General features: G+C 59.6%; 18 protein-coding genes. 13 read left to right on the top strand and 5 right to left on the bottom strand.

Features of this window, described 5'->3' with window-relative positions; translation table 11 throughout:
- Positions 1-343: 343 nt before the first annotated feature.
- From HJ536_RS03365 to HJ536_RS03335, 7 genes are all read left to right on the top strand, one after another.
- On the top strand, positions 344-793 hold the full coding sequence (locus HJ536_RS03365; protein WP_177156648.1) for a CopD family protein: 450 nt from the start codon (positions 344-346) through the stop codon (positions 791-793).
- A 126-nt stretch (positions 794-919) separates the two neighbouring features.
- The gene (rho, locus tag HJ536_RS03360) at positions 920-2,191 is read left to right on the top strand and encodes a transcription termination factor Rho (protein ID WP_177156647.1); all 1,272 of its coding nucleotides are present in this window, start codon (positions 920-922) and stop codon (positions 2,189-2,191) included.
- A 9-nt stretch (positions 2,192-2,200) separates the two neighbouring features.
- A complete protein-coding gene (mnmE, locus tag HJ536_RS03355) occupies positions 2,201-3,487 on the top strand; it encodes a tRNA uridine-5-carboxymethylaminomethyl(34) synthesis GTPase MnmE (protein WP_177156646.1) in 1,287 nt (428 codons plus the stop codon).
- An 11-nt stretch (positions 3,488-3,498) separates the two neighbouring features.
- The gene (mnmG, locus tag HJ536_RS03350) at positions 3,499-5,370 is read left to right on the top strand and encodes a tRNA uridine-5-carboxymethylaminomethyl(34) synthesis enzyme MnmG (protein WP_177156645.1); all 1,872 of its coding nucleotides are present in this window, start codon (positions 3,499-3,501) and stop codon (positions 5,368-5,370) included.
- Positions 5,367-5,981, top strand: coding sequence for a 16S rRNA (guanine(527)-N(7))-methyltransferase RsmG (rsmG, locus tag HJ536_RS03345; RefSeq protein ID WP_177156644.1), 615 nt, complete (start codon positions 5,367-5,369; stop codon positions 5,979-5,981). Before mnmG ends, rsmG begins: the two co-directional genes overlap by 4 nt.
- Position 5,982: 1 nt before the next feature.
- On the top strand, positions 5,983-6,786 hold the full coding sequence (locus tag HJ536_RS03340; RefSeq protein WP_228028349.1) for a ParA family protein: 804 nt from the start codon (positions 5,983-5,985) through the stop codon (positions 6,784-6,786).
- Positions 6,787-6,804: 18 nt separating this feature from the next.
- The gene (locus tag HJ536_RS03335; RefSeq protein ID WP_177156643.1) at positions 6,805-7,713 is read left to right on the top strand and encodes a ParB/RepB/Spo0J family partition protein; all 909 of its coding nucleotides are present in this window, start codon (positions 6,805-6,807) and stop codon (positions 7,711-7,713) included.
- Positions 7,714-7,717: 4 nt separating this feature from the next.
- On the opposite strand, the gene HJ536_RS03330 is transcribed toward HJ536_RS03335, so the two are convergent.
- The 4 genes from HJ536_RS03330 to rph are packed head-to-tail and all read right to left on the bottom strand — an operon-like array spanning position 7,718 to position 10,546.
- On the bottom strand, positions 7,718-8,071 hold the full coding sequence (locus tag HJ536_RS03330) for a YbaN family protein (RefSeq protein ID WP_177156642.1): 354 nt from the start codon (positions 8,069-8,071) through the stop codon (positions 7,718-7,720).
- 3 nt (positions 8,072-8,074) lie between these two features.
- On the bottom strand, positions 8,075-9,232 hold the full coding sequence (gene hemW, locus HJ536_RS03325; protein ID WP_228028613.1) for a radical SAM family heme chaperone HemW: 1,158 nt from the start codon (positions 9,230-9,232) through the stop codon (positions 8,075-8,077).
- On the bottom strand, positions 9,225-9,836 hold the full coding sequence (gene rdgB / locus HJ536_RS03320; protein WP_177156640.1) for an RdgB/HAM1 family non-canonical purine NTP pyrophosphatase: 612 nt from the start codon (positions 9,834-9,836) through the stop codon (positions 9,225-9,227). The genes hemW and rdgB overlap by 8 nt, the downstream gene beginning before the upstream one ends.
- On the bottom strand, positions 9,833-10,546 hold the full coding sequence (gene rph, locus HJ536_RS03315) for a ribonuclease PH (protein WP_177156639.1): 714 nt from the start codon (positions 10,544-10,546) through the stop codon (positions 9,833-9,835). Before rph ends, rdgB begins: the two co-directional genes overlap by 4 nt.
- Positions 10,547-10,658: 112 nt before the next feature.
- Here rph and hrcA point away from each other — a divergent pair, with 112 nt between their 5' ends.
- On the top strand, positions 10,659-11,729 hold the full coding sequence (hrcA, locus tag HJ536_RS03310; RefSeq protein WP_176852445.1) for a heat-inducible transcriptional repressor HrcA: 1,071 nt from the start codon (positions 10,659-10,661) through the stop codon (positions 11,727-11,729).
- A 3-nt stretch (positions 11,730-11,732) separates the two neighbouring features.
- Positions 11,733-12,314 (top strand): nucleotide exchange factor GrpE, encoded by a 582-nt coding sequence (locus tag HJ536_RS03305; RefSeq protein WP_176852446.1) that lies wholly within the window; start codon positions 11,733-11,735, stop codon positions 12,312-12,314.
- A gap of 37 nt (positions 12,315-12,351) precedes the next feature.
- On the opposite strand, the gene mutS is transcribed toward HJ536_RS03305, so the two are convergent.
- On the bottom strand, positions 12,352-14,994 hold the full coding sequence (gene mutS, locus HJ536_RS03300) for a DNA mismatch repair protein MutS (protein WP_177156638.1): 2,643 nt from the start codon (positions 14,992-14,994) through the stop codon (positions 12,352-12,354).
- Positions 14,995-15,281: 287 nt separating this feature from the next.
- Here mutS and HJ536_RS03295 point away from each other — a divergent pair, with 287 nt between their 5' ends.
- The 4 genes from HJ536_RS03295 to HJ536_RS03280 all read left to right on the top strand — a co-directional run bounded on the left by HJ536_RS03295 (position 15,282) and on the right by HJ536_RS03280 (position 20,261).
- Complete coding sequence (locus HJ536_RS03295) at positions 15,282-17,537, top strand: NADP-dependent malic enzyme (protein ID WP_176852448.1); 2,256 nt, start codon at positions 15,282-15,284, stop codon at positions 17,535-17,537.
- An 83-nt stretch (positions 17,538-17,620) separates the two neighbouring features.
- On the top strand, positions 17,621-18,496 hold the full coding sequence (locus HJ536_RS03290; protein WP_177156637.1) for a ribokinase: 876 nt from the start codon (positions 17,621-17,623) through the stop codon (positions 18,494-18,496).
- Between the two features lie 134 nt (positions 18,497-18,630).
- Complete coding sequence (locus tag HJ536_RS03285; protein ID WP_177156636.1) at positions 18,631-19,548, top strand: D-amino acid aminotransferase; 918 nt, start codon at positions 18,631-18,633, stop codon at positions 19,546-19,548.
- Positions 19,545-20,261, top strand: a complete 717-nt coding sequence (locus tag HJ536_RS03280; RefSeq protein WP_177156635.1) for a sulfotransferase-like domain-containing protein — start codon at positions 19,545-19,547, stop codon at positions 20,259-20,261. The genes HJ536_RS03285 and HJ536_RS03280 overlap by 4 nt, the downstream gene beginning before the upstream one ends.
- The last annotated feature ends 99 nt before the right edge of the window (positions 20,262-20,360 follow it).

Genomic DNA, 20,360 nt, shown 5'->3' with positions numbered 1-20,360 from the left:
ATAATACCCCAAAAGGGGCCTGTCGATAGTTTCGGGGTTTATGAGTCTGACTCATATTCTTTTTACCCCCACGGAAAAGGATAAAACTGACTCTGTGGATAACCAACTTTCCCTAGACTTATCCCCAGAGTCCCGCACCCGTAAAACGCGAAGATTCACTCAAGGAATCCTGCTGTTTTATTGAGGTTTTGCGAGTCGTCCCCACCCTGTTAAGGATTCTTGTTCACTGTGCAAAACCACGTGGGAAAGCAAACAATCCACAGACTCGGACGACTCTTCAAAATCATCTTCCTTTTAATTCTTATATTTTATTTAAGAGTGTCATTCAGAAAGGGACGGACCCATGCTCGATCTTCTCGCCAGTGCATATCCTTGGACAAAATCGCTTCACGTGGTGTCCGTCATGTCGTGGATGGCAGGGCTGTTCTATCTACCGAGGCTGTTCGTTTATCACTCCGAGCAAGTCGGACAGGACGGAACCACCCATGAGCTGTTCACTACGATGGAACGGAAGCTCTTCAAGTTCATCATGAACCCCGCGATGATCTCGAGCTGGCTGTTTGGTCTGTGCCTCGTGTTCACGCCGGGGATCGTGGATTGGACGTCGATCTGGCCATGGACCAAAGCGGCCGGCGTGATCGGGATGACCTGGTTCCATCATTGGCTGGGATACCGCCGCAAGGATTTCTGGAACGCTTCGAACACGCGAAACGGCAAGACCTATCGCATGATGAACGAGGTTCCGACGCTTCTGATGCTAGTGATCGTCTTCTCGGTAATCGTGAAGTTCTAAGCGATTCATTGACTCAGAAGGGAATCCCCCCTATGTCGCGATCAACGGCCAGTCCTGGTCGGGGTTTTCCTGTGTAAGAAAATAACTTTGACCTTAGCCCATCGTTGGGCGGCAAAGGGTATGCCTATGACCGATGAACGTCTGAACCTGTCCGAACTCAAAGCCAAGAGCCCCAAAGCTCTGTTGGCGATGGCCGAGGAATGGGAAATCGAAAACGCATCGAACATGCGCAAGGGCGAGATGATGTTCTCGCTTCTTAAAGAGCATGCAGAAGATGGTTGGGTGATCGGCGGCGAAGGCGTGCTTGAGGTTCTGCAGGATGGCTTCGGCTTCCTTCGTTCGCCCGAAGCGAACTACCTGCCGGGTCCAGACGACATCTATGTGTCGCCCGACATGATCCGCCAGTATTCGCTGCGCACCGGTGACACCGTTGAAGGCGTGATCAAGCACCCGAACGAGACCGAGCGTTACTTTGCGCTAACCGCGGTCGAGCAGGTGAACTTCCAGGACCCCGAAAGCGCGCGTCACAAAGTCAGCTTCGACAACCTGACGCCGCTGTATCCCGATGAACGTCTGAAGATGGAGATCGAAGATCCCACCATCAAAGACCGTTCCGCACGCATCATCGACTTGGTCGCGCCCATCGGTAAGGGTCAGCGTTCGCTGATCGTTGCACCGCCGCGTACCGGTAAGACCGTTCTGCTGCAAAACATCGCCCACAGCATCGAAAAGAACCACCCCGAGTGCTATCTGATCGTTCTGCTGATCGACGAGCGTCCCGAAGAAGTCACCGACATGCAGCGTAGCGTGAAGGGCGAGGTCATTTCCTCGACTTTCGACGAACCTGCGACCCGTCACGTGGCCGTTGCCGAGATGGTTATCGAAAAAGCGAAGCGTCTTGTCGAGCATAAGCGCGATGTTGTGATCCTGCTGGACTCGATCACTCGTCTGGGCCGCGCGTACAACACCGTTGTTCCGTCGTCGGGCAAGGTTCTGACCGGTGGTGTGGACGCAAACGCTCTGCAACGCCCCAAGCGTTTCTTCGGTGCCGCACGTAACGTCGAAGAGGGTGGCTCGCTGACCATCATCGCGACCGCGCTGATCGACACTGGCAGCCGCATGGACGAAGTGATCTTCGAAGAATTCAAAGGCACCGGTAACAGCGAAATCGTTCTGGACCGCAAAGTTGCGGACAAGCGCGTGTTCCCGGCGATGGACATCCTCAAATCGGGTACCCGCAAAGAGGATCTGCTGGTCGACAAGGTCGATCTGGCCAAGACGTTCGTTCTGCGCCGCATCCTGAACCCGATGGGGACCACGGACGGTATCGAATTCTTGATTTCCAAGCTGAAGCAAACCAAGACAAACTCCGAGTTCTTCGACTCGATGAACACCTAAGAGGGCGGAATGCACACGATCTTTGCCCTGGCGACTGCTCAAGGCAAAGCCGGGGTCGCAGTGATCCGGATTTCGGGGCCGCAGGCATTTGCCGCGGCCTCTGTTCTTGCGGGTTCCTTGCCGGAGCCGCGCAAAACCGGCGTTCGTATGGTGCGCGACAGGGCAGGGGCCTTGATCGACGAGGCGATGCTGATCTGTTTTGCGGGTCCGGCCAGCTTTACCGGCGAGGATGTGGTCGAAATCCATCTGCACGGCAGCCCCGCGATCGTGCGCCGCGTTCTTTCTGAGCTGTCCGAGGTCAACGGGCTGCGCCACGCAGAGCCCGGAGAGTTCACACGCCGCGCGCTAGAGAATGAGCGGCTCGATCTGGCGCAGGTCGAGGGCTTGGCCGATCTGATCGAAGCCGAGACAGAAGCGCAACGCCAACAGGCAATGCGCGTGTTTTCGGGCGGGCTCGGCGAGCAAGCGGAGCTTTGGCGGTCCCAGATCATCCGTGCTGCGGCCTTGCTGGAAGCGACCATCGATTTCGCGGACGAAGATGTCCCTGAAGATGTAACCCCAGAGGTTAAGCACCTGTTAGCCAGTGTGCGCCGTGATCTGCTGAAAGAGATCGCCGGCTCCGAGGTCGCAGAGCGCCTGCATCTGGGTTTCGAGGTCGCGATTGTTGGCGCCCCAAACGCGGGCAAGTCCACTTTGCTGAACTACGTGGCCAAGCGCGATGCGGCGATCACCTCTGACATCGCTGGGACGACCCGCGATGTGATCGAGGTGCGGATGGACCTGAAGGGTCTGCCGGTGACGTTGCTGGATACCGCTGGCCTGCGCGAAACTGTCGATGAAATTGAGGGAATCGGTATTGAGCGTGCGCTGAAGCGCGCCAAAAACGCCGATCTTCGGATTTTTCTGATGCAAGAGGGGGATGAGCTTCCTCTTGAACCTGTTGACGGTGACTTGGTGTATTCCGCCAAAGGCGACTCACGAAATGCAGCTCCGAATCCAATATCTGGTGTTTCTGGGCTCGGAGTCTCCGAGATGCTGGATTCGGTGTACGAGTTCCTGTCGAATCGCATGCAAAAGGTGAATCTGGCCAGCAAAGAGCGCCATCGCACAGCTTTGCGAATCGCCTCGGATGCTTTGATGGTTGCTGATGAACAGGTTGCCTACGGGTCAGAGCGGTATGAGCTGGTTGCAGAGGAAATTCGGACGGCTGCTCGTGCTCTGGACATGCTGTTGGGACGAATCGACGTTGAGGTTATCCTCGACGAAATCTTCGCAAGCTTCTGCTTGGGTAAATAGGAGTGTTTCACGTGAAACAATCTGACTTCGACGTTGTTGTGATCGGCGGCGGTCACGCGGGCGCCGATGCAGCTCATGCTGCTGCGAGGATGGGCGCGAGAACGGCTTTGGTCACCCTGCGCCGCGACACAATCGGCGTCATGTCCTGCAACCCGGCAATCGGTGGCTTGGGTAAAGGACACTTGGTCCGCGAGATCGACGCGATGGGTGGCGTCATGGCCCATGTCGCTGACCGGGCCGGAATCCAGTTCCGCTTGCTGAACCGGCGCAAAGGTCCAGCAGTGCAGGGGCCCCGAGCGCAGGCAGATCGCAAAATCTATCGCGAGACGATGCTGGCTCTGCTCGAAGCTACGCCTAACCTGAACATCATCGAAGCGGAGGTCTCCGATCTAATCCAGACCGAAGGTATGGTATCGGGCGTCATATTAGGTGACGGTTCCCAGATATCCTGCGGCGCAGTTGTTTTGACGACCGGGACGTTTTTGAATGGGCTCATCCATATTGGGGACGTTTCCAAACCTGGTGGACGCATGGGCGACCGACCGTCCGTTCCTTTGGCGGATAGGTTACATAGTTTTGGCCTTCCGATGGGCAGATTGAAAACAGGTACGCCTGCGCGGCTGGATGGTAAAACGATTAAGTGGGATCTTCTGGAAACGCAGCCCGGTGATGATGATCCGACGTTGTTTTCCTTCATGTCCAAGGCGCCGTTCGTTCGCCAAGTATCATGTGGAATCACGCATACGAATGAACAAACGCATGAAATCATAAGGAAAAATCTTGATCGTTCAGCGATGTATGGCGGCCATATCGAGGGTGTAGGTCCCCGCTATTGCCCATCTATCGAAGACAAAATCGTGCGTTTTTCAGACAAGAACTCGCACCAAGTCTTTCTTGAGCCTGAGGGGTTGGACGACGATACCGTTTATCCGAACGGCATCTCGACTTCTCTGCCTGTAGATGTGCAGGAAGCCTATATTCGGTCGATCTATGGACTTGAGGACGTTCGTATTATCCAGCCGGGTTACGCAATTGAATACGATTACGTCGATCCCAGAGCGTTGCGTCAAACCCTAGAATTGCGCGAACATTCGGGTCTTTATCTCGCTGGTCAAATCAACGGCACAACGGGATATGAGGAAGCCGCAGCGCAAGGCATGGTCGCTGGGTTGAACGCTGCTCTTGCGACGCAGGGCAGGGATCCTGCGATCTTTAGCCGTTCTTCGAGCTATATCGGTGTGATGGTCGATGATCTGACCACGCGTGGCGTGACCGAACCCTATCGGATGTTCACATCTCGGGCGGAATTCCGTTTGTCCCTGCGAGCAGATAACGCAGATCAGCGTCTGACCCCGATGGGACTTGAACTCGGCTGTATTTCTGAAGATCGAAAAGCGGCTTTTGAGACAAAGATGGAAAAGCTTGAGGCCGGGCGAGAACGTCTGGAGGCAATGACCTTCACCCCCCGAGAATTGAATGAAAGCGGCATAAAGGTGAACCAGGATGGCGCTCGGCGTTCCGCCTACGATCTGCTCGCGTTCCCTGATTTCGCGTTCGAAAATTTGCTCGCTCTTGACGAAGGGCTTAACGACATTGAGCCCGAGATTCGTCGCCAGCTTGAATGTGATGGTCTCTACGCTAAGTATATCGCTCGGCAGGAAAAAGATGCTGAAGCACTTCGTCGTGATGAAGGGCAGGCTATCCCCGAGGATTTTGACTTTTCAATCCTCGAAGGTCTTTCTAATGAGCTGAAAACGAAGCTCATCTCGGCACGTCCTGCGACCCTTGGTCAGGCTGGTCGCGTTGAGGGGATGACACCTGCCGCCCTCACCCTAATCCTGGCAAAAATTCGCCAGAAGAAAAGGGCGATGACTGGGTCATGATCGGTGAAATTGCTAAGCTCGATGTTTCACGTGAAACATTGGATCGCCTAAATATCTACGAAGAGCTCCTGAAAAAGTGGAACAGGGCCATAAATTTGGTCTCTCCCTCTACGATCAGGGATGCGAAATCGCGCCATTTTGTCGACTCAGCCCAGATATATGGGCTTGCAGACCCAAACTGGAAGATATGGTGTGACCTGGGCAGCGGTGGTGGATTCCCCGGAATGGTTATCGCAATTCTTGCCGCAGAGCTAAATCAGTCAGGGAAGGTAGTTTTGGTTGAGAGTGATCAGCGCAAAGCCGCATTTCTGCGCACGGTCGCCAGAGAGACAGGTGTTGCTGCGCAGGTTCACTCGAAGAGAATAGAAGAAGTGGATCCGATCAACGCAGATATTCTGTCTGCTCGCGCTTTGGCGTCTCTCGATCAATTGTTAGGCTTTGCAACCATACACATGAAAGCAGAAGGGCAGGCTTTGTTTCCAAAAGGCGCAACTTGGCAACAAGAGGTCGAAGAAGCACAACGCTCGTGGTCTTTCTCTCTGCAAGCGCATAAAAGCGTCGTAGAATTGAATTCGGTCATTCTGAGCATCGGAGGGATTGCGCGTGGCTGACATGATGACGTCGAACGGCACTAAAATCATCGCTGTCACAAACCAGAAGGGTGGGGTGGGTAAAACGACCACCGCCATTAACCTGAGCGCCGCTCTGGCCGATATGGGAAAACGCGTTCTGGTCGTCGATATCGACCCGCAGGGCAACGCTTCGACTGGGTTAGGTGTGCATGCAGAGGATCGCGACTTCACGGCGTATGAACTCTTGCTCGAGGAAGTCCTGCCAACGCAGGTCATCCGTCCGACGCAATTCGAAAACATCTTCCTCATTCCGGCGACCACTGATCTGGCTTCGGCCGATATTGAGCTTATTTCTAACGAGAAGCGCAGCTACCTTCTGCGGAATGCTTTGCGTACTGCTTTGATGGCCGAGATCGATTTCGACTATATCTTGATCGATTGCCCGCCCTCGCTAAACTTGCTGACGGTCAATGCGATGGTCGCATCTGACTCGGTTCTGGTCCCGCTGCAGAGCGAATTCTTTGCACTCGAGGGCCTCAGCCAGCTGATGCTGACCATTCGTGATGTGCGCAAAGCGGCGAACCCTGACCTACGGATCGAAGGGATCGTGCTGACCATGTTCGATGGCCGGAACAACCTCTCTCAGCAAGTCGAGGCTGACGCGCGGGAAAACCTTGGCGATCTGGTGTTCAAAACCAAGATCCCTCGGAACGTTCGGGTCAGCGAAGCACCTTCCTTTGCACTACCGGTTCTGTACTATGATCCGCAATCTCGCGGTGCAGTTGCCTATCGCGCTCTGGCCAAAGAACTGGTACAGAAGTCCGCTCAGGTGGCTGCAGAATAAAAACAGAAGAGGGCAGGAATGGAACGCAAACCGTTGAAACGAGGTTTGGGTCGTGGGTTGTCGGCGCTGATGGCTGATGTTCAGCAGGATGTGGCGACGGATGCAGGAACGACAGCGCCGCGCCGGCCGGATATGTTGGTCCCGATCGAGAAGATCGAGCCCAATCCGGACCAGCCGCGCCGCCGTTTCGAGAGCGAAGATCTAGAAGATCTCTGCCGTTCCATTAAGGAAAAAGGGGTGATCCAACCCCTGATCGTGCGCGTGAGCCCGCGCGATAGCCTGAAGTACGAGATCGTCGCGGGTGAACGCCGCTGGCGCGCCTCGCAGATGGCGCAACTGCATGAGCTGCCCGTTCTGATCCGCGAGTTCGACGACACCGAAGTTCTGGAAGTCGCGATCATCGAAAACATCCAGCGGGCCGATCTGAACCCGGTGGATGAGGCTGCAGGCTACAAGCAGTTGATGGAGAAATTCGGTCATACCCAGGAGCGACTTGCAGAAGCTCTTGGGAAAAGCCGGAGCTATATCGCGAACTCCATGCGTTTGCTTCAGCTGCCCGATGACGTGATTGAGCATTTGGCTGATGGCCGTCTTAGCACCGGTCACGCCCGTGCGCTGATCACCAGCGACCACGCTTCTGAATTGGCAAAGCAGATTGTGTCGCGCGGTTTGTCTGTACGGGATACCGAGCGACTAGTGAAGAAGGCCGCTCAGGGTGAGGCCGCGCCCAAGGCGAAGTCTGCATCGCGCCCCAAAGATGATAAGGATGCGGACACCAAAGCCCTTGAAGGGGATCTGTCTGCTGCGCTTGGAATGAAGGTTGCCGTCGAGCATAAAGAGGGCACCGAACAGGGTAAGATCGTTATCAGCTACAACAATCTAGATCAGTTGGATGACATCTGCCGCCGCCTGAGCGCGACTGAATAACTGGTTAATAGCTGGGGCGGGTCCAGATAAACGTCAGAACCGCCCCTAGCGTTACGGCCTGAATGCCCAGGATCATTGGCCGCAATCCCATGAAAACCGAGATCGAGAAAACGACCGCGATGGAGACCGTCGCGGCGCGTTTACCCGTTTTGCTTATGGCGCCACTGCGGTTCCAATCCTCGATCGCGGGACCAAAGACACGGTGGTTCACCAGCCAACCGTGCATCCGCTCTGACGAGCGGGCAAAGCAGAAGGCTGCGAGCAGCATGAAGGGTACCGTCGGCAGCAAGGGTAGAACGACCCCGATCAGGCCAAGCCCCATGCTGAGGACGCCAAGGATGAACCAGAGTGAGCGCATGTCTTAATCCAAAAGCAGTTCAGCAATTACCGCGTTCAAGACCAGTCGGCCTGCGCGCGTAGCTTTAAGATAGGGCGATTCCAGCTCAATCATCCCCATGTCCTGCAATTCTTTCAACGTGCGCGGATTGAGAGCGCGGCCCCCAATTTGGTTAAATCGCTCCAAGTCGATGCCCTCGGTCAGGCGCAGACCCATCATCAAATACTCGTTCGCTTGCTCGGTGGGGGAGACGGCTTCGACCAGATTTTCGCCGGTGCCAGCGGCCACGGCATCCAGCCATTTCTGGGGCTGCTTCCACGTGTCAGTGGCATGGCGAATGCCGTTCATTGTGACGCGGCCATGGGCGCCGGGGCCGATCCCGACATAGTCACCGTAGTGCCAGTAGATCTGGTTGTGACGGCTTTCGGCACCGGGCTTGGCGTAGTTCGAGACCTCGTAGTCATACATGCCGAACTCGGCGCAGATCTCTTGGGTGACTTCGTACATCTCGGCGGCGTCGTCATCTTCGGGCAGACCGCGCAGGGTGCCACGTTCGTAGCGATCGCCGAAGGCGGTGCCAGCCTCGATGGTTAACTGGTAAAGAGAGAGGTGGTCGGCGGCCAATGCCAATGCCTCGCGCAGCTCGGCCTTCCATTCGGGGACGGTCTGGTCTTGGCGCGCGTAGATCAGGTCAAAGCTGACGCGACCAAAGCAATCCTTGGCGATCTCGAAGGCGCGGCGACCCTCGGCCACGGTGTGCATCCGGCCAAGGCGGCGCAGGTCGTCGTCCCGCAGGCTCTGTAGACCCATCGAAACACGGTTAACGCCAGCCTCGGCATAGGCTTGAAAACGGCCAGCTTCGACGGAGGTCGGGTTGGCCTCTAGTGTGATCTCTTGGTCGTTGGCGGGGGTCCAGAGTTGACCGACCCGATTCAGGATCGCGGCAACGGTCTCTGGCTCCATCAGGCTGGGGGTGCCGCCGCCAAAGAACACGGATTTCAACACGCGATCAGGGGTGCGGGCTGCGTTGCGATCCAGTTCCTTCAGGTAGGCGTCCAGCCACGCCTTCTGGTCGATGGACCGAGAGACGTGGCTGTTGAAATCGCAGTAGGGGCATTTGGCCATACAGAACGGCCAGTGAATGTAGAGGCCAAATCCCCCGTTGCGCCAGTCCTCAGCCAAAGCAGGCGTCCACGAACTTAGTAAACGCATCGGCGCGGTGGCTGATGCGGTTCTTCTCGGCGGGATCCATCTCGCCAAGAGTGATGTCGTAGCCTTCGGGCATAAAGATCGGGTCATAGCCATGACCTTCGGCGCCGCGCATGGGCCAGACAAAGCGACCCTCGACCTTGCCTTCGAAGACCTCGTCATGGCCATCGGGCCATGCCAGAACCAACGTGCAGCAGAAGCGGCAGGTGCGGGGTTCGGCGGCGTTCTTCTCTTCGAGCAGGTTGTAGGTCTTGGTCATCGCCATTACGAAGTCGCGACCATTCGGGGTCTCGGACCAGTCGGCGGTATAAACACCGGGGGCACCGTCCAGAGCATCCACTGCGATCCCGCTGTCGTCGGACAGGGCGGGCAGGCCGGTCGCCTTGGCGGCGGCGTGGGCCTTGATGCGGGCATTCTCGACAAAGGTGGTGCCGGTCTCTTCGGGTTCGGGCAGACCCTTTTCCTTGGCCCCGACGACGGTGATGTTGAAGGGAGCGAGCAGGGCCCGCATCTCCTCCAGCTTACCGGCGTTGTGGGTCGCGAACAGGATCGTGTCGCCGTCGAATTTACGGGTCATGCGCAGGCGGCCTCTTGGGCTGCGACCAGCTCGGCGATGCCTTTGTCCGCGAGGTCGAGCAGTTGGTTCATCTGTGCCCGAGAGTAGGTCGCGCCTTCGGCCGACATCTGGGTCTCGATCATCTGGCCGTTGCCAAGCATGACGAAGTTGCCGTCAACGCCCGCCGCCGAGTCCTCGGGGTAGTCGAGGTCGAGCACAGCCTGACCCGCATAGATGCCACAGCTGACCGCCGCGACCGGAGAGATCAGCGGATCGGTCTTGATGTCGCCAGCCTTCATCAGCTTGTTGACGGCCAGACGCAGAGCGACCCAACCGCCGGTGATCGAGGCGCAGCGAGTACCGCCGTCGGCTTGGATCACGTCACAGTCGACGGTGAACTGACGCTCGCCCATCGCGACGCGGTCCACACCGGCGCGCAGGCTGCGGCCGATCAGGCGCTGGATTTCGACGGTGCGGCCACCTTGCTTGCCCATGGTCGACTCGCGGCGCATCCGCGAGCTGGTCGAGCGGGGCAGCATGCCGTATTCGGCAGTCACCCAACCCAGACCCGAGCCTTTGATGAACGGCGGGACGCGCTCTTCGAGGGTCGCGGTGCACAGCACGTGGGTGTCGCCGATCTTGATCAGGCAGGACCCTTCGGCGTGCTTGGTCACGTTGGTTTCGATTGAAATTTCGCGCATCTCGCTTAGGTCACGTCCAGAAGGTCGCATAATAATTCCCCTGTAATTGTTGCTTCGGGCATACGCCCGCGCCGGTTAGGGTGGCAACCCCGATTGACGATTTCCTCCAGTCGAATTTTAGTGCGGGATAAGGAGATTGCGAATGCACGACGGAAGAAAGCTACTGGGTGAACTGAACGACCGCTCGCGCGAGGTATTCCGCCGCGTGGTCGAAGGCTATCTGGAAAGCGGCGACCCCGTGGGCAGCCGGACCCTGACCCGCACCATGAGCGAAAAGGTCAGCGCGGCCACCATTCGCAACGTGATGCAGGATCTGGAGTATATGGGGCTGATCGGCAGCCCTCATGCCAGCGCGGGCAGGGTGCCGACCCAGATGGGTCTGCGCATGTTCGTGGATGGCCTGCTCGAAGTGACGGCGCCCACAGATCAGGACCGCGACATGATCAGCGCGACCCTTGGCGGGAACAGCGATGACGTGGGCACCATGCTGGACCGTGTGGGCGCGGCTCTGTCTGGCGTGACCAAGGGCGCCAGTCTGGTGCTGGCCCCTAAACACGAGGCCCCGATCAAGCACATCGAATTCGTGTCCCTGTCCGCCGAGCGTGCCTTGGTGGTTCTGGTCTTCGGGGACGGGCATGTCGAAAACCGGGTCTTTACCCCGCCCATGGGGCAGACCCCCAGCAGCATGCGCGAGGCCGCAAACTTCCTGAACGCCTTGGCCGAGGGCAAGACCCTGACCGAACTGCGCCGCGACGTCCGCGTCCAGATCACCGAGCGGAGGCAAGAGATCGACACGTTGGCCCACGCCATGGTCGAATCCGGTCTGGCCGTCTGGAGCGAAGAAGGCGACGGACCCGAGCGTCTGATCGTCCGAGGCCGGTCGAATCTGCTGGAAGAAGGCGGCGACGCCGAGACACTGGAACGCATCCGCGTGCTGTTCGACGACCTTGAACGCAAGCGCGACATTGCGGATTTCCTGCAGCTGACCGACGAAGGCGAAGGCGTGCGAATTTTTATTGGATCAGAGAACAGACTTTTTTCACTTTCGGGTTCCTCTCTGGTCGTCTCTCCTTATATGAACGCTGACCGAAAGATTATTGGCGCGGTCGGGGTCATTGGACCCACGCGTTTGAACTATGGTCGGATCGTGCCCCTTGTGGACTACACAGCGCAGCTGGTAGGGCGCATGATCTCTGACCGGACTGAGAGGTAAGGAATGGCTGAGCCTAAGAACGATGACTTCCTTGATGATGTAGAAGCTCTGGAAGAAGAGCTTTACGGCGAGGACGAAAACGAAGAGCTGATCGACATCGATGCCGAAGCAGCCAAAGGCGAGGCGCTGGATGCGCTGAAAGCCGAGCGTGACGAATACAAGGATCGCTATGTCCGCGCCCTGGCCGAGGCCGAGAACGCCCGCAAGCGCGCCGACAAAGATCGTCGTGACGCCGAGAAGTACGGCAGCACCCGTCTGGCCCGCGACCTGATCGGGGTCTACGACAACCTGCAGCGCGCCTTGAAGGCCGCTGAGGAAACCTCGAAAGAGGACAACGCGATCCTGATCGAAGGCGTCGAGCTGACCCTGCGTGAACTGAACAGCGTGTTCTCGAAGCATGGTCTGATCGTGGTCGAGCCGTCGGTCGGCGACCAGTTCGATGCGAACGTCCACGAAGCGATGTTCGAGGCCCCCGTGCCGAACACCAAGAAGGGCGAGATCATTCAGGTCAGCGCCGTTGGCTTCATGCTGCACGAGCGTCTGCTGCGCGCGGCTCAGGTTGGCGTGTCGTCGAACCCCGCCTGATTTTCAGCGCACCGTTGGAATGCCAAAAGGCCCGCCGTTACTGGCGGGCCTTTTCTTTGAGTTCGTAGAGCAGCTGAAGCGCCTCTCTCGGGGTCAGCTCGTCGGGGTGGATTTTATCCAGCATCTCGAGCGCCGGTGACGGGGCCGGTTTCGCGGCGGGCGGCGGTGCGGGCGGGATCGCTGCGAACAGGGGCAGGTCGTCGATCAGGGCCTTCTGCTTGGTGCCGCCACCTTGGCGCTCGCCTTCTTCCAGAGCCTCCAGCACAACGCGGGCACGTTCCACCACGCTGGCGGGCAGGCCAGCCAGACGGGCGACCTGCACACCATAGGACCGATCCGCTGCGCCACGTTTGACTTCGTGCAGGAAGATGACTTCGCCTTCCCATTCCTTGACGCTGACGGTCGCGTTTTCCACGCCGTCCAGTTTCTCGGTCAGGGCGGTCATTTCGTGATAGTGGGTCGCGAACAGGGCACGGCAGCGGTTCACGTCATGCAGGTGCTCCATCGTGGCCCAAGCAATCGACAAACCGTCATAGGTCGCGGTGCCGCGCCCGATCTCGTCCAGGATCACGAGCGCCCGATCGTCGGCCTGGTTCAGGATCGCTGCCGTCTCGACCATCTCGACCATAAAGGTCGAACGCCCACGGGCCAGATCGTCGGACGCACCCACACGGCTGAAGATCTGGCTGACCAGACCGATATGCGCTGCATGCGCAGGGACGAACCCGCCCATTTGTGCCAGCAGCGCGATCAGTGCGTTCTGCCGCAGGAAGGTCGACTTACCCGCCATGTTCGGACCGGTCAGCAGCCAGATGGCAGCGCCATCGCGCGGGGACAGCTCACAGTCGTTCGCGACAAAGGGATCACCGTCCCCCTTCAGCGCGGCCTCGACAACGGGATGGCGACCCGCTTCGATGCGGAAGGTCCGGCTGTCATCGATCAGTGGACGGCACCAATCTTCGCTGCGGGCCAAATCGGCAAGGGCGGTGGTCAGGTCCAACTCGGCCAAGGAACGGGCCATGGACCCCAGCGGGGCGGCCTGTTCCAGAATGGCTTGGCGCAGGGTTTCGAACAGGCGCTTCTCAATCTCCAACGCACGGCCACCGGCGTTCAGGATGCGGGTCTCCAGATCAGACAGTTCGACCGTGGTAAAGCGCAGGGCGTTCGCGGTGGTCTGACGGTGGATGAACCGCTCGCTCATCCCCAGCATCTTTTCACCGTGGGTTGCGGTGCATTCGATGAAGTAGCCAAGGACGTTGTTGTGTTTGACCTTCAGGCTGTTGATGCCGGTCTCTTCGGCATACTGGGCTTGCAGGCCAGCGACGACACCGCGCCCTTCGTCCCGCAGGGTGCGCGCTTCGTCCAGTTCCGCGTGGAACCCGGCAGCGATGAAACCGCCATCGCGGGCCAGCAAGGGCGGCTCGGCGATCAGTGCTTGATCCAGCAGATCCAGCAGCTCTTCTTGTTGGGCCAGATCGACGGTCAGCTGGGACAGAAGTGCGGGCAACTCCAACTGTGCCAAGGTATCGGCCAGTTGCAGCGACTGGGTGATGGCGTTGCGCACGGCGGTCAGGTCGCGCGGGCCACCACGGTCAAGGGACAGGCGGGACAGGGCGCGATCCAGATCGGGTACGCGGCGCAGGCTGTCGCGCCACTGGTTGGCAGTGCCGGAGTGATCCACGGCATAGGCCACAGCCTCTTGGCGGCGCAGCACTTCGTCCAGCACGCGGGACGGGGCGGACAGGCGGCGTTCCAGCAGGCGGCCACCACCAGCGGTGACAGTGCGGTCCACGACCGAAAGCAGCGATCCCTGACGGCCGCCAGACAGACTGCGAGTCAGTTCCAGATTGCGGCGGGTCGAGGCGTCGATCTGCACCACGCGGTCCTGAGCCTCTCGCACAGGCGCGCGCAGCAGGGGCAGAGTGCCTTTCTGCGTGATGTCAAGATACTCGACAATCGCGCCCAAGGCGGACAGTTCGGCACGAGTAAAGGTGCCAAAGGCATCCAGCGTGTCGACCTTATACAGCTTGCACAGGCGCCCCTCAGCGGCGGTGCTGTCAAACGCGGCCCGACCCAAGGGCGTCAACGCAGCGCCGTTGTCCTCGATCAGTTCGGCCCAATCCTGTTCCTTGGCGTCGCACAGTAGAACCTCGCGCGGCATCAGGCGCGCCAGTTCCGGCCCAATGCGAACCTCGGGCAGGGACACCACGCGCAACTCGCCGGTCGAGATGTCGGAGTAGGCCAAGGCTACCTCGCCACGTACCTCGGTCAGGGCAGCCAGATAGTTGTGGCGGCGGGCCTCTAACAGGGAATCCTCGGTCAAAGTGCCGGGGGTGACCAGACGCACCACGCCGCGCTTCACCACGGATTTCGCGCCGCGCTTCTTGGCCTCGGCGGGGTCTTCCATCTGCTCGCAAACGGCAACGCGGAAGCCTTTGCGGATCAGGGTCAGCAGGTACCCTTCGGCCGCGTGAACAGGGACGCCGCACATGGGAATGTCGTCGCCGTCATGCTTGCCACGTTTGGTCAGCGCGATGTCCAAGGCCTCGGACGCGGCCACGGCGTCGTCAAAGAACAGCTCGTAGAAATCGCCCATGCGGTAAAAGAGCAAGGACCCCGGATGGGCCTCTTTGATCTCTAGGTACTGCGCCATCATCGGCGTTACGCCGGTTGTCGTCATGCTGCCTCTGGTATTTCTGAATGTCCCGTTCCAAAGGGGGATACCGTGTCAGGCCCCGCGCCAAAAGGCAAATCAGCGCCATTTCGCAGAACGAACCAATCGGGTAACTAAATTACGTTGTGAAGATATTTTGAGTAATTTTGTGTTGCATATCCTGCCTCAAGCTGCGAAATCGCAAATCGATTGAACGGAATCCGCCTACGTTAGCGCAACCATCTGTCGCCACTGTTGAGGCTAACAGAACAAGGCGTTAGGGACCGAGGCGCTCCATCCTGAGGAACTTGAGTATGTCGAAAAACAAAGTCACCCGCGAAGAGGCTCTGGCCTTTCACCTGAACCCCACCCCCGGCAAGTTCGAGGTGACTGCGACCGTACCCATGACCACCCAGCGCGACCTGTCGCTGGCCTATTCGCCCGGCGTTGCGGTTCCCTGTGAGGAAATCGCAGCCAACCCCGAGACCGCCTATGATTACACCACCAAGGGCAACCTTGTGGCGGTGATCTCGAACGGGACGGCAGTTCTGGGTCTGGGCAACCTTGGTGCGCTGGCCTCGAAGCCCGTGATGGAAGGCAAGTCGGTTCTGTTCAAACGCTTTGCCGACGTGAACTCGATCGACATCGAGCTGGACACCGAAGACCCCGAGGCGATCATCAATGCCGTGAAACTGATGGGCCCGACCTTTGGCGGTATCAACCTCGAAGATATCAAGGCGCCCGAATGCTTTATCATCGAGCAGCGCCTGAAAGAGGAGATGGACATCCCCGTCTTCCACGACGACCAGCACGGCACCGCCGTGATCTGTGCCGCTGGCCTGATCAACGCCCTGCACATCAGCGGCAAAAAGATTGAGGATGTGAAGATCGTTCTGAACGGCGCGGGTGCCGCTGGCATCGCCTGTATTGAACTGCTGAAATCCATGGGCGCGCGTCACGACAACTGCATCGTCTGTGACACCAAGGGCGTGATCTATCAGGGCCGCACCGAGGGCATGAACCAGTGGAAGTCGGCCCACGCGGTGAAAACCGACCTGCGCACTCTGGAAGAAGCCATGGTTGGCGCGGACGTGTTCCTTGGCGTGTCGGTCAAGGGCGCTGTGACCCCCGACATGGTTGCCGCGATGGCGGACAATCCCGTGATCTTTGCGATGGCGAACCCCGATCCGGAAATCACCCCCGAAGAGGCCCACGAGGTCCGCGTTGACGCAATCGTGGCCACCGGCCGCAGCGACTATCCGAACCAGGTGAACAACGTTCTGGGCTTCCCCTACCTGTTCCGCGGCGCGCTGGACATCAACGCCCGCGCCATCAACGACGAGATGAAGATCGCCTGTGCGAACGCTCTTGCAGAACTGGCCCGCGAAGATGTGCCGGACGAAGTGGCGCTGGCCTATGGCCGCAACCTGTCCTTTGGCCGTGACTACATCATCCCGACCCCGTTCGACCCTCGCCTGATCTACCGCATCCCGCCCGCAGTCGCGAAGGCTGGCATGGACACCGGCGCGGCCCGCCGCCCCATCATCGACATGGAAGCCTACGAGCTGTCGCTGAAAACCCGCATGGACCCCACCGCCAGCATCCTGCGCGGCATCCATGCGCGCGCCAAAGCGGCCCAAGCCCGCATGATCTTCGCCGAAGGCGACGATGTTCGCGTTCTGCGCGCCGCCGTGCAGTACCAGCGTTCGGGTCTGGGCAAAGCCTTGGTCGTTGGCCGCGAAGCTGACGTCCGCGAAAAGCTGGAAACCGCTGGCCTTGGCGATGCGGTCCGCGAGCTGGAGATCGTGAACGCGGCGAACACCCGCCACCTCGAGACCTACAAGGAATTCCTGTACCAGCGCCTGCAGCGCAAAGGTCTGGACCGTCACGACATCCACCGTCTGGCCGCCCGCGACCGTCACGTGTTCTCGGCGCTGATGCTGGCGCACGGTCACGGCGATGGTCTGGTCACCGGTGCGACCCGTAAATCGGCGCACGTTCTGGAACTGATCAACCACGTGTTCGACGCGGACGCAGCGCACGGTGCCGCAGGCATCACCGCCCTGCTGCGCAAGGGCAAGATCGTGCTGATCGGCGACACTCTGGTCCACGAATGGCCCGAAGCGAACGACCTGGCCGACATCGCGGAACGTGCCGCAGGCGTTGCCCGTCACCTGGGTCTGGAACCCCGCGTGGCCTTCGTCAGCTTCTCGACCTTTGGCTACCCACGGTCTGAGCGCGCGCAGAAGATGGCCTTGGCCCCCGATGTGCTCGAGGCGCGCGGCGTCGACTTCGAATTCGAAGGTGAAATGACCGTCGACGTGGCCCTGAACCCCAAATCGGCCGAGGCATACCCCTTCAGCCGTCTATCGGGTCCGGCCAACATTCTGGTCGTTCCGGCGCGTCACTCGGCCAGCATCTCGGTCAAGCTGATGCAGGAAATGGGCGGCGCAACCGTCATCGGCCCGATCCTGACCGGCGTGGACAAGTCGATCCAGATCTGCTCGACCAACATGACCGAGACCGACATCCTGAACATGGCCCTGCTGGCCGCGTGCAAGGTCGGCTAAGGCCCGCCCAACATTGGCAAGCCCATTGTAAAACGCCCCTCGCGGGCGTTTTATGCTGTCTGAACCACAGCAAAGGGTGACCCATGACCATCTTCAACCTCGGCTCGATCAACGCGGACTTCACCTATCAGGTGCCGCACCTGCCCCAGCCGGGGGAAACGCTGGCGGCCACTGGCCTGACCCGCGGGTTGGGGGGCAAAGGGGCCAATATGTCCGTGGCTTGCGCCCGCGCTGCAGGGCGTGTGTTTCACATCGGCGCGGTTGGTCAGGATGGCAAATGGGCGGTGGAACGCCTGCTGGAATATGGCGTCGACACGCGCCACATCACCATCACGGACGAACCCACGGGCCACGCCATCATCTCGGTCGATCCGCAGGGCGAGAACAGCATCCTGATCCTGTCCGGTGCGAACCACGCCATCACCGAACAGATGATCGGCAGCGCCATTTGCGAGGGTGGCCCCCAAGACTGGCTGCTGATGCAGAGCGAAACCAACGGTCTGGAAACCGCCGCCACGCTGGCCAAACAGGTCGGTATGCGGGTCGCCTATGCCGCTGCGCCTTTCGTGGCCGCAGATGCCGCCAAAATCGCCCCCATGGCCGACCTTCTGGTCCTGAACGAGATCGAGGCACAGCAGCTCGAAACCGAGATGAACACCCGCCTGACCGATCTGCCCGTCGCCGACATCATCGTCACCAAAGGGTCCAAGGGCTGCACGTGGCACCACAACAACAGCCGCATCGACTTTGCCAGCTATCCCGCCCAAGTCGTGGACACCACCGGCGCAGGCGACACTTTCACGGGCTACGTCCTTGCAGGCCTCGATCGGGGTCTCGCCATCCCCCAAGCCATCGATCTGGCCCAACGCGCCGCCGCGCTGATGGTGGGCCGCCTTGGCACCGCCGACGTGATCCCCGACCTCAAAGACGTTCAGGACGCCCAATTCGACAGGGACTGACGCCTCTGCCACGTGAAACATCTGCCGCCTTGAAAACCGGCAGGTGCTTCTTTTTGCTGAAAATACTCACGGCTCCGCGCTTGCCTCCAGCCCTGTGCCCGACCAATCTGCACTCCAGATCCAAGAGGCCCATCATGACCGACACCGACCACGTCTCGACCCACCAGTCCCAAGAGGACGCCCGCAACGAAGACATCCTGATCTATGTAAACGGCGCCCTGAAACCCAAGGCCGAGGCGCTGGTCAGTGTCTATGACAGCGGCTTCATGCTGGGGGACGGCGTGTGGGAGGGGCTGCGCCTTTATGACGGTCGCTGGGCCTTTGCCGAAGAGCACTTTGACCGTCTGTTCGAGGCTGCCCTCGCCATCGATCTGGACATCGGAATGACGCGGGACCAGCTGTTTTCGGCTCTGGAAAAGACCAGACTTGCCAATGACATGTATACGGATGCCCATGCCCGCCTGATGGTGACGCGCGGGGTCAAAACGCGCCCCTTCCAGCATCCGTCCCTGTCCCGCCAAGGGCCGACGATCGCCATCATCATGGAGCATTCCAAGCCCTCGATCCCGCGCCCGATCCGGCTGGCAACCGTGCCGCATCAGCGCGGCCTGCCCATGACGCAGGACCCCAAGCTGAACAGCCACAGCAAACTGAACTGCATCCTTGCCTGCATCGCCGCCGAAAAGGCCGGCGCGGACGAGGCGCTGATGCTGGACGTCCATGGCTTTGTGAACACCACCAACGCCTGCAACTTCTTTATCGTCCGTAAGGGCGAAGTTTGGACCAGCACCGGCGACTACTGCATGAACGGCATCACCCGCCGCAAAGTCATTCAGGTCTGCAAACAGGCGGGCATCCCCGTATTCGAGCGCAACTACAGCCTCGTGGACACCTATGGCGCAGACGAGGCCTTCCTGACCGGCACATTCGGCGCGCAGACCCCCGTGGGCAGCATCGACGGCCGCCAGATCGGCTCGGGCCAAATGGGGCCGATGACCGAGCGCATCCGTGGCCTCTACAAAGAACTGATCGCGGCGGAGACCGCGAAATGAGGCTCGCCGTCTGGTCCGGTCCGCGCAACCTGTCCACCGCGATGATGTACAGCTTTGGACACCGTCAGGATTTCACGGCGGTGGACGAGCCGTTCTATGCCGCCTATCTGGCCATGACGGGCCTTCAGCACCCCATGCGGGACGAGGTGATCGCCAGCCAGCCCATAGACCCGGATCAGGTCGTTCAGGGCCTCTTGGGCCCCACAGAGCGCCCCCACGTCTATCACAAGCACATGGCGCAGCACATGATCGACGGGGTGCCGCGGGATTTCATCCATCAGTGCACAAACGTCTTTCTGTTACGGCATCCGGCGCGAGTGGTGGCCAGCTTCTCGGCCAAGTTTGACCAACCCACGCTGGCCGACATCGGGTTCGTCCAGCAGCACGAGCTGTATCAGGCCCTGACAGCCCAAGGGATCGCCCCCGTAGTCATCGACAGCGCGGACATCCGGCAGGCGCCGGAGGCCGCTCTGCGGGCCCTGTGTGATGCAATCGGGCTAGAGTTCGACCCCGCCATGCTGAGCTGGCCCAAGGGCGCGCATCCCGATGACGGCGTTTGGGCGGCCCATTGGTACGGGTCGGTTCATAGCTCGACCGGTTTCGCTGGGGCCGAAGGGCCGATGCCCGATGTGCCGCAGGAATTGCAACATCTCGTTGATGGGGCGATGCCCCACTATCTGGCGATGCGGGAAAAGCTACTCGCTGTTACGTGATGCGGCGTGATCGGGTAAAGTGCATCCGATCCACGCCTTCGGTGCGTACCTCCTATCACAAGGGCGGCAAAAGGTGCTGCCTAATCCGGGAGGACGTTA

This window comes from Donghicola mangrovi (assembly GCF_013377535.1).
GTDB lineage: Bacteria > Pseudomonadota > Alphaproteobacteria > Rhodobacterales > Rhodobacteraceae > Donghicola > Donghicola mangrovi.
Note: the sequence above shows the minus strand (reverse complement) of the source record. Positions and strands in the feature narration are given on the sequence as shown.

What these genes read in the sequence shown, in the direction of transcription:
- HJ536_RS03365 (WP_177156648.1), top strand. Translation starts at nt 344, where the DNA reads ATGCTCGATCTTCTCGCCAGTGCATATCCTTGGACAAAATCGCTTCAC.
- rho (WP_177156647.1), top strand. Translation starts at nt 920, where the DNA reads ATGACCGATGAACGTCTGAACCTGTCCGAACTCAAAGCCAAGAGCCCC.
- mnmE (WP_177156646.1), top strand. Translation starts at nt 2,201, where the DNA reads ATGCACACGATCTTTGCCCTGGCGACTGCTCAAGGCAAAGCCGGGGTC.
- rsmG (WP_177156644.1), top strand. Translation starts at nt 5,367, where the DNA reads ATGATCGGTGAAATTGCTAAGCTCGATGTTTCACGTGAAACATTGGAT.
- HJ536_RS03340 (WP_228028349.1), top strand. Translation starts at nt 5,983, where the DNA reads ATGATGACGTCGAACGGCACTAAAATCATCGCTGTCACAAACCAGAAG.
- HJ536_RS03335 (WP_177156643.1), top strand. Translation starts at nt 6,805, where the DNA reads ATGGAACGCAAACCGTTGAAACGAGGTTTGGGTCGTGGGTTGTCGGCG.
- HJ536_RS03330 (WP_177156642.1), bottom strand. Translation starts at nt 8,071, where the DNA reads ATGCGCTCACTCTGGTTCATCCTTGGCGTCCTCAGCATGGGGCTTGGC.
- rdgB (WP_177156640.1), bottom strand. Translation starts at nt 9,836, where the DNA reads ATGACCCGTAAATTCGACGGCGACACGATCCTGTTCGCGACCCACAAC.
- rph (WP_177156639.1), bottom strand. Translation starts at nt 10,546, where the DNA reads ATGCGACCTTCTGGACGTGACCTAAGCGAGATGCGCGAAATTTCAATC.
- hrcA (WP_176852445.1), top strand. Translation starts at nt 10,659, where the DNA reads ATGCACGACGGAAGAAAGCTACTGGGTGAACTGAACGACCGCTCGCGC.
- HJ536_RS03305 (WP_176852446.1), top strand. Translation starts at nt 11,733, where the DNA reads ATGGCTGAGCCTAAGAACGATGACTTCCTTGATGATGTAGAAGCTCTG.
- mutS (WP_177156638.1), bottom strand. Translation starts at nt 14,994, where the DNA reads ATGACGACAACCGGCGTAACGCCGATGATGGCGCAGTACCTAGAGATC.
- HJ536_RS03295 (WP_176852448.1), top strand. Translation starts at nt 15,282, where the DNA reads ATGTCGAAAAACAAAGTCACCCGCGAAGAGGCTCTGGCCTTTCACCTG.
- HJ536_RS03290 (WP_177156637.1), top strand. Translation starts at nt 17,621, where the DNA reads ATGACCATCTTCAACCTCGGCTCGATCAACGCGGACTTCACCTATCAG.
- HJ536_RS03285 (WP_177156636.1), top strand. Translation starts at nt 18,631, where the DNA reads ATGACCGACACCGACCACGTCTCGACCCACCAGTCCCAAGAGGACGCC.
- HJ536_RS03280 (WP_177156635.1), top strand. Translation starts at nt 19,545, where the DNA reads ATGAGGCTCGCCGTCTGGTCCGGTCCGCGCAACCTGTCCACCGCGATG.